The following is a 12605-nucleotide window of genomic DNA, read 5'->3' as shown; positions in this document are numbered from 1 at the left end:
TGTTTTAGTGAGTACAGCCCGAAATTCCCTTGGCAATTGCCGCTAGCAAAGGACATAAAAAAGCCCTTTCAGTACGGAATGGGGTGGTATACCACCTAGTATATTTGTATAAACCTTGATCCCTTGAGGTGAACCGGCTGTACAGGTTTGTTCTAGCAGTTTGTTTCGAAGCAACAAAAAGCCCCGGCCTTTATAGACCGGGGCTTTTTGCTTTTAATAATGCGCTGTTTACGGATGGTCACGCTTTAGGCGCTTGGCCTGGAGTTTCCGGTCTTGCTGCAAATCCCGAAGGTCCTGGCGGTTGATACGCCGATAATAGCGCACGATACGGTTATAGCGGCGCTGAGTGCGACGTGATTCCTTGTAGCTGTATCGCCTCGGCTTTGGCTCATCAGCCTGGGCAGTCTGCGGCTTGAGCGGGCCATCGGCAGCCGAGGCCTGTGAGGCCAGCGCCATGAGCAGCAGCAGAACCATGGCCATCCGGCTTTTGAGCACCCAGCCCGCTATCGCAGCCCCAACGACCAGCACCCCGACCAACCAAGCAGCCGTGGTGTTTTTCGTGCTGGCTTCGGAGTGGCCACCGTTGGCGCCGGTCTCGGCAGCCCGGCCAGTGTTGTCGGTTTTCGTGGTGGTGGCCACGTGGCCAGTACCGTGCTGGATGGTCACCGGGCCATTGAACTTCACCTTGCCGGCACTAAGCTGGCCAAAGGAATCCAGCTTTACCGCGACGGGTGGAATAGGTGGCTCAGGCTCTGGTGAAGCAAAGATGAGCGGCCTAGTGCAGCTGCTGAAGAGTATAGACCAAGTGGCTATAAGTATAACCCAATAGAAACGGTTTCTGAGGCAGGCAAATGCGGCCTCCTGCATTCTAGCGTACATAGAACTCAATATTTAGGATTAGAGATAACATCTGCCACGGCTCTGACTTGCCGCTTATCACGCCAGTTGCGGAACACGCCCTGGCCTTCCCGGAGCAGCGCCCGGCCCCCGCCCGTATTGCCCTCGATGGTGAGGCATGTCGCGCCGGTGCCCCAGCGCTCGATGATGCCCACGTGATTGATGTGGGAGCCGCCCCACTGGTAGCCGACCAAGTCGCCGGGCCGGGGTGTAGTGCCCCGGCTTTGCTGCCAGATGACGTGGCGCTTATCAAACCAGGAGCGGGCAGCACCGAACTTGGCCGTCAGCACACCGGCTGAGCGCACGCACCAAGTCACGAACCACGAGCACCAGGCATCACCTTTGCGGCCTCCGCCAAACCGCTGATACTTCTCGACCTGCGGGCCGGCATTGTTGCCGACTTCGCGCACGCCCAGCTGCGAGACGGCTACAGCAACGACGCGGGCGCGGAGGCTGTCGGCAGCACGGTCATGGCCACGGTCAGCATATGCGTGGCCAGGTGCAATAAATAAGCTAAGACAAGCAAGCAGAAGGATAATCGCACGCATCGGATAAGGAATTGGAATTGCGCCACCTTGCGGCGCTCAGTGAGTTGAGCCAGCCGGTTAGGGCCGAGATAGTCTGCTTTGATTAGGGGCTGCCAGAGTTGATCGGTGAGGTTTTCGAACAGCTTTCCCTCCCCTTCCAGGCATTCGCGCAGGTAGTCGTAGAAGCGGGGAAACAGCCGGCGAAACACGAAGAAGCCCACGTGCACGGCCGCCAGAACCAGCATAGCCGCCAACGCCAAGGTGTTGAACTGATCCGCAGTGAAGCCACCGGCACCGGCATCAAACAGATGCAGCACGTAGGGCAACCCGATCAAAATAAAGCTGGCCAGCACCAGCGAGATAAAAGCAAAGCGCAAATAGTGCGGCTTGTCGGTAGTGGGTAAGCGAGGATCCATAAAGCTAGTTTCGCGCCTGGCGCAGGTTGTCGATGATAAAATCCGTAAACATTTTCTTCATGGAGGCCACGTCAGAGCCGATCTGATCGAGCCGCTTTTCAGTGCGGGCATCACAATCATCCATGCGCTGCTTGAGGTGTGCCACCTCCTGCTCTGTGCGCTTCGCCAGTTCGTGGGTGGCATCGAGCTTGGCATTGCGGGCCGCATCCTTAACATTGCTGCGGGCCGTGAGCAGGTTGTAAATGGCCGCGGTGGTACCGAGCACGGCGAAGAAGGTGCCGATAATCTTGAGGGCTAAATCCATCAGAGGGCGCCGAAGATCGGCTCGGAAGAAGCGGTGGAGAAGAGTTCCGGCCCGGCCGGCAACTCATAAGCCGAAGAGCTGAAATAAGTGGCGTAGCGCGTAGCGGAGGCCGTTTCGTTGAGGTGCTTGCGCATACGACGCAGGAACCGCTCCCCGTCCTCCAAGGCCTGCTCGCCCTTCATGTCGAGCAGCTTCTGCAGACCTGGGTCGGATTCCTTGGCGTTGGAGTTGTCAGGCCGGTACACGTTTAGCTCCAGCGAATTGCCCGACAAGCTGAAGCCCAGCTCGCCGATGGCCTGAGCCATGGTCAGATGCGCCAGGGCCGGCCGCAGGTACTTCTCGACTAGGGCTTTGTTTTCTGGCGTGAGCGACTCGGTGGCCAGCTGCTCTTTCAGCTCGTCGAAGAAGTCGGAACCCAGAGCGGGTTCCAGGGCAAACGCTTCGGTTTTCTGCACCAACGAAGCCAGCGCCAGGTACGTGAGGCGGGCGTTGTTGATGTTGTAGTACTGCGAAAACTGCGTGGCGGACGAGATGAACAGCTCGTGGTACTTACGAGCGGCCGGCGACGTGGCCCAGGCCGTGAAGTGGGTATCGTGGCTGTCGAGGAAAGCCAGGGCTTTCTCCAGGCCATTGTAACCCTTGCGGCTGAAGTTGCGCTTCAGATCGTCGATCTGCCATTGGAAGGCCGTCTTCTGGTTTTGGTCGCTGACGATCTGCACGCCGGCACCCGATATGTGCACTTGCGCGATATCGAGGTAGCTCACCATGGTCAGGTTGGCCAGGGCCGACTGGAGCAGCTGCAGCAGCCGGTTCTGATCGTCGTCGAGGGCAGCGGGTATCTGGGCCAACTCGTGAAACTCCTCGTAGAACTCATCACCGAGCAGCGGACGGATGTGCTCATCCTCCATCAGCAGCAGGTCCGGCAGCAAGGCCTTGTAGGTGTCCTCGTCCGAGCTGCTGTTGAGCGTGACGTGGCCTAAGAATTGGTCGATATAGGTAATTAGAGCCATGTCTGGTTGATGAAAGAGCGGAGGGTTCGGATTTGGGCCTGGATGGCGGAGTACTCCTGCTCCAGAAGTGTTTGCCTGGGGTGCTTGGCCGGCAAAGCGCAGATTTGCCGGTTGAGTTCACGCGCCTGCTCTAGCAGGACTTTCATCGTGTTGGGGTGCTGGACTTGGGCCATGGTCAGGAGGTTTGCTGCTGGACTTGTTTGCCCTTGTCCATCGTCATGATGAGGGGCTGCTTGAAGCGGAAATGAATGTTAGCCGGCCAGCCGTTGAAGTCGCGGATGAAGTGCAGCGGCTCCAGTACCAGGTCCTGCTCGAAAGTGGAGGTGCTGATAAAATTGTTGAAGGCCACCCGGGCGTCAGACCCGGAACCGGCTCCCATGTTCTTGCCGGGCTGAATGCCCATCAGTGTGGGCGCGACGCCACCGGCTGTGAACACGTGGCTGGCTGACTCCTGGGAGTCTTCGTTGAGGAAGCCTTCCTTGCTGGCCTTGTCGAGCGGAGTGACCTTGAAAGCGGGCACATCGTTGCCCTGGGCATCCTTGACCATCGTGGTCATCAGGGCCTTGCCAGCGCCGTTACTGCCGCTCATCACCTCGCCGAAGTTCTTCAGCTCCACCTTCATCAGCCGACGCTGCTCATCCTCGGTCTTGTCTTCCCAGTCTTTGTACTTCCACTGCCAATAGGCCGGGTGGATCTCGATCAGCCATTCAATCGAGAGAATTTGCCCTAGCAGCTTGGCTTTGAATTCGACCACGGCCTTGCCGATGCCGAGCCAGCCCGAGCGACGCACCGAATTCCAGCTCGCCAGCTGATACTCGGTCTTATCCGGCGAAGGGAAACTGATCGGATAGATGTACTTGAAGCCATCGGTGCGCTCGCGCAAGGCCTCCACCGCATCGTAATAGGGGTCGAGCACCGGCACCGTCGTGGTGTACTCGTCGTCCCAGCGGCCCCCGTTAGCCCAGTTGGCATTGATAAAAACCTTGCGCTTGAAGTCCAGCGGGCCTTTGGCCTTGGCGTAGCGCGTGTCGCAGCACTCCTGTTCGGAAATGCCGACAATCTTGGCCCGGTTGCGCGAGAGGATCAGTTCCGGGAAGCCATTAGAAAACCAGGACACATCCAGCAACGCTTCCATGGCGTAGCGGTTGATGAGCGTCCGGTTCAGGAAAGCATCGATTTCGGTGTTGCGTACCCGCTTGAACACCTCCTCCCCTTGATCGTCGAAGTCGAGGGTGCCATACACCAGGCCCCCGCCGTACCAGGCCTTGGCCTTCCAGTTGAGCATGGTGGCCAGCGACGTGTTGCTCTCGGCATCGGCCACCACGTTTTGCGGAAACAGGTTGTCGTCGCCCCAGAAGGCCACTTCGGCGTTGCCGCCCTGGTCTTTTTTTACCGACGTGGTGGAGGCCGTGCCGGCTTCCTGGCCAGCGCCGGCACCGGTGCGCACAACGGCCCCTATTCCACTCAGATAGCCAAAGGATAGATCACTACTTACAAAAGCATCTAGCATTAGATAAGAACTTTTTTGCCGTTAAATCCGAGAATCAGATAGATGTGCACCTTGGTGAAGCGGTGGTTGATCGTGCTCACCAGGTTGCGGGTCATGTTGTCGGAGTGGTTGGGGTCGCGGGTGAGCTGCGTGGGCTGATCTGGCTGGTTACTCGCCTCGGCCACCGGCGACCCCTTTTTCTCCGACGGGTCATTCCCAGCCACGTGATTCCGGCCGCTGAGCAGCACGGAAGGCAGCTCCACGATTTCCCCGCCCTGCTGCTTCCCTTCATTCAGCTTCACAAACCGCAGTGAAAACGGCTCTTTCGCGGCCTGCATTTCTGCTAGCACCTGCTTGAGTGGTATGAGTTCTTGACCTGCCATAACACTGCGAAACTCCCTCCCAAACAGGCCCTACCAAAGGACAGAAAAACCGACACTGAGGGCCGGCAATCGGCCTTTCAAAACCCAGTCTCACGCCAAAGTGCCCCTGCTCGCTGGAAACGTCGTTTTCGGGCTGAAAACAGAAAATCCAGTCTCATTTTGTCGTAGAAGACCCCAGCTTGCACTAACGCGTGACGGCAATTGCCATCGGCAAAAAAGGGATATATGAATGGGGTTATGGCAAACAAAAACCCCGTTTCCAAGCTGGAAAAGGGGTTTTGATGCTGTTATGAATGGCAATTATGGACTAGATGCAGACGCGGACAACTGAAGGACATAGATGTCCATTAGTTGTCCGACTACTGTCCTACCCTACCTCCATGATGAAGCCACTGAAGTCAGCAGCAGGCTTGAGGGTAGTGTCGTCGATGCTTAGCAGGTGCAGGTCTACCGTGTCCGTGAAGTGAGGCGCTTCCTCAGCGGGTACGCTCTTTAGCTTCTCGGTCTTCTTGTTCTTCTCGATACCCTTGGGTCCCTCCTTCATCTCGGTTAGCTGCATGGCCAGCAGGACCTCCTTGCAGTGATGCTTATTGAAGCGGATGATAGGGTTGCGCGGGTCCTGCTCAGCGAGTAACTCATGGGCCAGCAGGTAGCGAGCATGGTGCCCAGGTGTGCGCCCTAGCTTAATCACCTTGACCTTCCATTCTGCCTCCCTAAGCATACGCACGAACATCTGATTGTAGGTCTCATCGGAGTTCGGTACGCGGCTATTGCCGTACTCGGCATCCTCAATAAACTCCACCCGCTTGATCAGATGATAGGCATAGTACTCGGTGAACTTGGCGGCCAGGTGTCGGATCAGCTCTGGGTGCTTCACATACAGCCCCTTCAGGAACCGGTATTCCCGCTGCTTGGCGTGCACCTGGGCTATCGTGATAAACGAAGCCTTGCCCCAGTCAGGAGCAATACGCAAGGGTAACGTGGGGTCACAGTCCCCATCCTGCCTAGAATCGGGCTTATCGTTAAGGCGTTGCAGCTTCTTTAGGTTGAACTCTATGCCCCCCAGGTAGTCGTTATTGAAAGCCTCATAGGCGTGCTTGGCTGTATCGAGCGTCGGATAGAAACCAGCTTCCACCGCAAACGGGCGCTGGTTGAGCATTTCCACCCGAAACGTGAAGTCAGTGAGCACCCGCCGCTGCTGCTCGAAGTAGCGGATACCCACGTTGTGCATGTTCTCGAAGGCATTGGCCTCAGAATACAGCTGGCCATCCTTGTCGACGTAATACCTCAGCTCGGTGGTGAGCTTCTGAATATCGCCCCAGATAACACGCCGGGCTTCGCGGTCTTTATTGTCGATGTACTTCAGTTGGAGCTTAATCAGCTCGCGAGTCAAGATTTCGTAGTCCTTGCCCGCCTCCTGGTAGTGTTTTGAACCCTCCAGCAGCCATTTGCCCTGCTGGCCGTACGGCATCGAGCTGAAGTGAAAAATGCCGTGGTGCAGCCGGTTGTCAGACCACGCCTGGCGCTCGTTGCCCCGGTTGGCCGGCACTACCTCATCATCGAACTTTTCCTTGTTGAGCGTCAAGGATTCGTCGGAAATAATGCCGTCCAGGTTCAGGCCCCGGGCAGAGCCCCCACCACCATCGAGCGACACCAGGTGAAAACAGGCCCCGGTATAAAAGACCATGCAGTGGTTGAAGGTCTGTGGTGGCTCAAATGGCAAGGCAAAGTGCGCTGGTGGCTTCACGCCGATGACGTAGTGCACGCCCTGGAAATAGCCGATGCGCTCCAGACTGGCAATCGTACTCGGCAGCGTCCGGGTTAGAATCTGCTGGTAGGTCTGGCCACAGAGTGCCCAGGCACTGCGCGGCAGCTGCTGAACGATCAGGTGCATCAGCCAGGCAATCAAGCTCGACTTGCCGGTGGCCCGGCCCCAGATGCTGATGGCCGAACTAATCAGCGTGATGATGAAGCGCAGCTGGGGCCGGTTGAACTTGAGCTGCTTAACGTTGATTTCGGCGCTCATTTCTTCGATTTTCCTTTCTTCTCGGCCTTATCCTGAATTTCTTCCATGTCCTCGGCCGTAATGGTCATGTTCTCGACTGCATCCACCACTTGGGCATAGGTGGCTTCCTCCAACTCCTCGATTTTATCGACGTTGAACTGTACCGGCTTGCCGGCATTGCCCTTCAGCTCAATGAGGAAGGTGTGCGCCTGCAGGGCTTCCAGGCTGCTTTCTTTGTCCTCGACATTGAGGCCCTCGAACGTGGTCATGTTCTTCAAAATAGCCGCGTAGGCCCGCATGTCGCCTAAGGCCTCGGCCATCTTCAAGCCATTGAGCGAGTATTCCCACATCAGCAAGCGCTTTTGCTCCTTGGTGGTCTTCACCACGTCGCCGAAAATCCGCAGCGTCTGCTTGACGATGCGGAAGGCCGTGGCCCGGCTGATGCCCCGCTTGCTCTGCAGCCACTCGGCTGTGGCCAAGGGTGACTTACGCTTAAGCAGATAATGCCAGGCCTCGTCAATGCGGGTGCGCTGCTCCAGTTCCTGGGCCGTGAGCGTAGCTTCGACCTCCGCGCTAAGGAACGAGAAGTAAATGCGGTCTTCACTGGTTTCCAGCTTCGCGGGCACCTGGATGGCGTCTTTCTTAGCCACGTGCTACCTCCTTTCCCTTCAGCTCGTCGATGCGGGCCGTCAGCTCCAGCACCTCGGCCTGAGCACGTGCCAGGTCAGCAGCCCGGGCCGGCTTTTTCTTCCACTTGCTGATGTTGCTGCGCAGATTGTTGCGGGCGTCGATAAGTTCGGCCAGGGTGCCATTTTTCACGTCAAACGCCGCGGGCGTGGGTTCTGGAACAGGTAAATGGCCGTGCTCCTTCACGTAGGCCACCGTTTTCCAGTGCTCGTTGATGCTACGCGAAAGACGTTGGATATTGAGCGCGTAGGTGAGCCGGGTGGGCTCATCGACGAGCGGCAATTGCGCGTGCAGGTAGCGCCGGTGGTCGTACGCGGGCTGCACGTCACTTTTAAGGGTTGCCAGTAGGTCGGCTCCTTTCTCAGGCTCCTCAACTGGCTTTTGCAACGTTTTCGTTGCATTCGGGGAGCTCACCACCGGAACCGAAAGCACGAGGGGTGCACCTACGCCGGCCTTGGCTAGCTTGCCCAGCTCATAGGCCAGAGCCGCGCGGTTGTAGCGGTTGGGGCCGGTGCTGAGCGTGCGCTTCAGCATGGGGTTAGTGCCAAGTGCCTCGTAAAGCAGCCGGCCAGTATCGTAGTCTTGCTCGCTCTGGAGCCATGATTGGGGCGTCATACCCCGAAATTCCGTTGGCAATTGCTGGGGGCAAAGGACAACAAAAAAGCCACCAGCGATGCTGGTGGCTTCTTCTACCTCACGATGTATGGCACGTTGAATTTCCCTTCTGTGATAGGCCGCACATCACATCGCTTGCATACCGTACCGCTGAACGTTCCGCTGATTGTTTGCTTCTCCGTATCAACTTTTTTCACTTCTAGGGTAAAGGATTTTGTAGCGCAATTAGTGCTACTGAAAATATATCCCCCAGTACCTCCAATCAAAGTGGTACACTCGGACCTGTAATCCTTTATGATGCGTTGGTACACCACGGTAGGAGAGTCAAAATCGGACCGAAAATTATATACGTGAGGCTCTTCTACGCTCCCTTTCTTACCGAACCCTATCGATAATTGCGTATCGTTGTTGTCAGCGTATCCATATAAAATACAGCCATTTTCGCCATTTCTGACGTTCCTAGTTAAAAACGCGGAATCCACCCGAAAGACAATTGTACGATTATCTATTTTCATGCTAAAGGTGTTAGCTGGAATCGCCTCCTCCTTTTCGGAGCAGCCTGCTAAACCTATGCTAACACACAATAGTAGAGTGTAAAGCTTATTCATGTTGGATGATAGTATATTAATAAAGTTCAACAAAGCTACTATAGATTTAGCACGCTACAACAAAAAAGCCAGCTGCATTCGCAACTGGCCTTTCGCAATGTCAGAAGCCGATTACCAGCCTCTTAATCTCTGCTTCAAAACTACGCTAAAAACACCAGCACCTGTTCAACGGCACCGGCTAATACTTTGCCAGTGAAGCGAGGAGCTGGGCCGCTCCATACGCTTTGGAAGCTAAAGGTGCGGCCTTTCGCGTCGGCGGTTTTCTCACCGGTCGTGCCGGGCGCACTGACCATCTTGGCCGGATAACCCGGGTGGCCAAGCAGGAACACCGTGCCGTCCAAGTCAGCGAAGAGGATGTAGAACGAGCCGTTTTTGGCAAAACGAGCGAAGCCATCCGCATCGGCGTTGTTGCCAGGGTGGAACAGCTTGATGCTGTTCTTGAACGACATGCCATCCATTTCGCCCTGGCTGTCGCTGTTGGCACCGCTTTTTTCCAACGTGCAGTAGAAGTTGATGGCCCTAGCTCCGGCCTTCAGCACGATGTCGCCGGCCACGGTGGCCAACTCGGCTAGGGTAGTAGCGACGCCTAGCTTAGGCAGGGCCGGGAAGGTCGTAACGTCACTTTTGCTGATAAAATAGACATTCTGCTGAATGCCGGCGGTGTTATCCTGGCCTTGCGTCCAGTCGATATCATCGAGAATTAATTCGGGCATTTCTCTGATAAAATGAGACCCGCGCTTAGATAGCGTAGGTCAGGTTGGTGAAAGTCAGCTCGACGTCTTTCGTCAGCTCTGGGGCTTGCTCGATGGTCGGCCCTTCGTAGCTCTTGTACTCGGTCACCACATTGCTGAGGATCGTGGTTTTGGCTACATCCGATACGACCAGCTGCGGCCCCTTCTCGCCGGCTCTCACCAGCACTGAGGCTTTGCCCTTCTCGGTACCATCGGGCGCCGTTACCACGCCCTTGGCGTAGAACAGACCCTTTTCCTTGGTCTCCGAGGTGATTTTAACTTTTAGAGGCATATAACACTGAAATATGTCCGCCCTGGCTTGCAGGCCAGAGCGGGCGATTTATCGTTTCAGATTAGGGCTGGGCAACTACGGCATCTGTGCCGTAGTACTTCTGGTTGGCACCCGCTGGAGCCAAGCCCGTGATGTTGCCACCGATGACGCCGGCCACGACCAACTGGTTGGTCCAGAAGGCAACGCCTTCCCACCACTCCATGAAGATCTTCACGTCGTAGTCGAGGGCCTGCACGTCGGTGATAACCGGCTCGTCGTTGAGGTCGATCAGACGCAGGAAGTTCTCGTCAGGAGTCGAGAAGATGAGGTCCGAACCGTTCAGGCCAGGCAACCCGATCAGCTCACGGCTACCGAGGATGGTGGTGAAGCCTTTGTTTTCGGTGTAAGAAGGGTATGAGCCGTACTTCTTGAAGTAGTCCAAGCGGTACTTCTCCAGGTTGCTCGAAGACATGTAAATCTTCGTCAGGAAGCCCTTGATGGACTCTGGCAAGGCCAGCTCGAACTCGGTTACCTGATCCGTGATGTTGGCCACCGTGATGGCTTCCATTGGAATCTGGTAAACCGGATTTTCGCTGTTAGCCGCCAGGCCCAGCTCAATCACTTTCACGATACCGTTCATCGACTTGCCAAACGTACCTAAGTCGTTGGCATCGTAAACACCACGGCAGATCAGGTGCTCCCGGTCGCGCACAACAGCCGGCATCAATTCCTTCTCGATGATATACTTCGAGATGGGCATGTCCTGCGGCTTCTTGTTCTCTTCGTAGAGGTGCGCCAACCAGCTAGCCTGAATGTCGGCCGGCTTGATTGGATAGTTCACCTTCTGCTGATAGTTCTTCAGCTCGTTTACGCGGAACTCGGTGATGCCGAGCGGAGACCATACCGCCTGGAAGCCTTGTACAACGCGGCCCGTAATGGACTGCAGCGCGGGGAAGCGGCCCTTGATAGCCGGCACCGTGCGCATGTACTTGGCCGTTACCGATTTCTGGTACGCCATGGCCCGAACCTCTTTGTTGTGGGTGCGGGAATAAGCGCCCAGCTCGGTTTTTAATTGGGTTGCGTTGATACTCATTAGAGTAGTAGAGAATAAAAAAAGTGAATAATCAGTCTAGCCTAGAGCAAGTCACTTAGCCGAGTAAAGCAGCGGCCTCCTGGTTGTGCTCCGCGTTCGGATCGAAGTAGCTGGTAGCTTTCGGAGCATCCTCCGTCTTGTCACCGTCCTTCTTAGCGGTCGTGGTAGGAGTAGCACCACCCAGAGCACCGAGGCGCTCAACTTCTTTCTGGGAGGTAGCAAGCTTGCCTTCCAGATCAGTTTTAGCAGTGGTCAGCTCGGTTACCTGCTTTTGCGCAGCTGTCAGCTGGGTGCCTTTCTCCACCAAGGCATTGTAGTTACCCTCAGTGATGAGAGCGGCCGTGGTGATGCCGGCAGCACGCAGCTCTTCGTTGGCCGCGCTGGCCTCCTCGGCCGTGATAGTGGTTTTACCCGAAAGCGCTTCCAGCTTCGGGAACTTCGATTTTGCGCCAAAAAGCGACATAGAATTGGTAGTTAAGGATGAAAAAGAAAGTTTTTGGGTAGTAGCAGTCGTTGGGGTGGGTGCGGCCGTCGCCTGCTCAGATGCCAGGTCAAAAGCAATCTGGATGGCGTCCTGCATGGTGCCGAGCGAGTCGGCAATACCTTTGGCCACCAGGGTCTCGCCCAGGTAGCACATGCCGCTGAGCACTTCGGCCCGCTCCTTTTTGTCGGTGGGCAGTTTCTCGCCCCGGGTGGCCTCGACCGTGCTCAGGAACACCTCGTTGATGGGGTCGAGCAGCTGCGCCCGCAGGGGCTCCGGATCACCAGCAGCAGCCGCTTCGAAAGCGGCGTTCTTGTTGGTTGATTTGGTAGCAGTAATGGAGCGCCGCTTGATGCCCATCTTGGCGAAATACTCGCTGTAGTCGGCCGTATCGAACTTGGTGCCGATGCTACCCCCAATGGAAGTGCGGCCGGCAGCCACGATGTGGTTGGCGCCGCTGAAGGCCCAGACGCCAGCCGAGCACATCTGCACGGCCAGCACCACCAACGGTTTGCGGGTGGCACTTACGATGTTGGCAAAGTTTTCCAGGCCGGCCACTGAGCCACCAGGCGTGTTCACGTAGATCACGTGGCCCACGATGTTGCCATGGCTGTCGGCGTCTTCCAGGCGCTGACCCATGGTCCGGGTGCCGGCACTGAAGCAGGTATCCTCCTCCATCATCACGCCTTCCACCGACATGATGTTCATGCTGCCAGTGGGAATCTCATCCAGGCTGCTATAGCCCTCAAAGAAGAGGCTCTGGGCGCTGGCCTGAATGGCCATGAACGTGGCTTTGGGCGCTTCCGATTGCAAGTCCCGCCAGTCTTCGGCCTTGAAGGTGCCGCTGAGCAGGGAAGCCACTAGGGGCAAATAGGACTGGGTGGCCGTTTCCTCCATGAGGAACTGACCACCCAGAATAGCACGTAGGATAGGACTGGTTTGCATCGATAGGCATTAATCGATGCAAATGTGCTGTGCCCCCTATCCGAAGCGAAGGACAAAAAAAAGCCCCGGCCTGGGGAGGTTGGGGCTAAAGTAATGGAACGCGCATTGCAGGTAATGTCCTTAGCTTTGCAGGCTTTTTTAGA

The 12605-nt window shown here is 56.4% G+C and carries 15 protein-coding genes; all 15 read right to left on the bottom strand.

Annotated features, from left to right (window positions below; genetic code table 11):
* Nucleotides 1-228: 228 nt before the first annotated feature.
* Entirely contained in the window at nucleotides 229-684 is a 456-nt protein-coding gene (locus P1X16_RS03935; RefSeq protein WP_277226545.1) for a hypothetical protein, read from the bottom strand.
* Nucleotides 685-884: 200 nt separating this feature from the next.
* Entirely contained in the window at nucleotides 885-1436 is a 552-nt protein-coding gene (locus P1X16_RS03930) for a CHAP domain-containing protein (RefSeq protein WP_277229446.1), read from the bottom strand.
* Nucleotides 1325-1840: a hypothetical protein gene (locus tag P1X16_RS03925; RefSeq protein ID WP_277226544.1), complete on the bottom strand. Its 516-nt coding sequence runs from the start codon at nucleotides 1838-1840 to the stop codon at nucleotides 1325-1327. Before P1X16_RS03925 ends, P1X16_RS03930 begins: the two co-directional genes overlap by 112 nt.
* A 4-nt stretch (nucleotides 1841-1844) precedes the next feature.
* Entirely contained in the window at nucleotides 1845-2144 is a 300-nt protein-coding gene (locus P1X16_RS03920; RefSeq protein WP_277226542.1) for a hypothetical protein, read from the bottom strand.
* Entirely contained in the window at nucleotides 2144-3154 is a 1011-nt protein-coding gene (locus P1X16_RS03915; protein WP_277226540.1) for a DUF6712 family protein, read from the bottom strand. Before P1X16_RS03915 ends, P1X16_RS03920 begins: the two co-directional genes overlap by 1 nt.
* Complete coding sequence (locus P1X16_RS03910) at nucleotides 3145-3327, bottom strand: hypothetical protein (protein ID WP_277226538.1); 183 nt, start codon at nucleotides 3325-3327, stop codon at nucleotides 3145-3147. The genes P1X16_RS03915 and P1X16_RS03910 overlap by 10 nt, the downstream gene beginning before the upstream one ends.
* A gap of 2 nt (nucleotides 3328-3329) precedes the next feature.
* Nucleotides 3330-4664, bottom strand: coding sequence for a hypothetical protein (locus tag P1X16_RS03905; protein ID WP_277226536.1), 1335 nt, complete (start codon nucleotides 4662-4664; stop codon nucleotides 3330-3332).
* A complete protein-coding gene (locus P1X16_RS03900) occupies nucleotides 4664-5026 on the bottom strand; it encodes a hypothetical protein (protein WP_277226535.1) in 363 nt (120 codons plus the stop codon). The genes P1X16_RS03905 and P1X16_RS03900 overlap by 1 nt, the downstream gene beginning before the upstream one ends.
* Before the next feature lie 367 nt (nucleotides 5027-5393).
* Nucleotides 5394-7052: a hypothetical protein gene (locus P1X16_RS03895; protein ID WP_277226534.1), complete on the bottom strand. Its 1659-nt coding sequence runs from the start codon at nucleotides 7050-7052 to the stop codon at nucleotides 5394-5396.
* Nucleotides 7049-7681 carry a hypothetical protein gene (locus P1X16_RS03890; RefSeq protein ID WP_277226533.1) on the bottom strand — a complete coding sequence of 211 codons (633 nt, stop codon included), beginning with the start codon at nucleotides 7679-7681 and terminating at the stop codon, nucleotides 7049-7051. Before P1X16_RS03890 ends, P1X16_RS03895 begins: the two co-directional genes overlap by 4 nt.
* Nucleotides 7674-8354 carry a hypothetical protein gene (locus P1X16_RS03885; RefSeq protein ID WP_277226531.1) on the bottom strand — a complete coding sequence of 227 codons (681 nt, stop codon included), beginning with the start codon at nucleotides 8352-8354 and terminating at the stop codon, nucleotides 7674-7676. The genes P1X16_RS03890 and P1X16_RS03885 overlap by 8 nt, the downstream gene beginning before the upstream one ends.
* Nucleotides 8355-9081: 727 nt before the next feature.
* The gene (locus P1X16_RS03880) at nucleotides 9082-9654 is read right to left on the bottom strand and encodes a hypothetical protein (RefSeq protein WP_277226529.1); all 573 of its coding nucleotides are present in this window, start codon (nucleotides 9652-9654) and stop codon (nucleotides 9082-9084) included.
* Nucleotides 9655-9679: 25 nt separating this feature from the next.
* On the bottom strand, nucleotides 9680-9964 hold the full coding sequence (locus tag P1X16_RS03875; protein WP_277226527.1) for a hypothetical protein: 285 nt from the start codon (nucleotides 9962-9964) through the stop codon (nucleotides 9680-9682).
* Nucleotides 9965-10025: 61 nt separating this feature from the next.
* Nucleotides 10026-11036 (bottom strand): hypothetical protein, encoded by a 1011-nt coding sequence (locus tag P1X16_RS03870; protein ID WP_277226525.1) that lies wholly within the window; start codon nucleotides 11034-11036, stop codon nucleotides 10026-10028.
* A 55-nt stretch (nucleotides 11037-11091) separates the two neighbouring features.
* The gene (locus P1X16_RS03865) at nucleotides 11092-12462 is read right to left on the bottom strand and encodes a S49 family peptidase (RefSeq protein ID WP_277226523.1); all 1371 of its coding nucleotides are present in this window, start codon (nucleotides 12460-12462) and stop codon (nucleotides 11092-11094) included.
* Between the last annotated feature and the right edge of the window lie 143 nt (nucleotides 12463-12605).

The sequence above is a fragment of the Hymenobacter sp. YC55 genome (assembly GCF_029433095.1).
Taxonomy (GTDB): Bacteria; Bacteroidota; Bacteroidia; order Cytophagales; family Hymenobacteraceae; genus Hymenobacter.
This window is presented reverse-complemented; position numbering and strand designations above follow the sequence as displayed.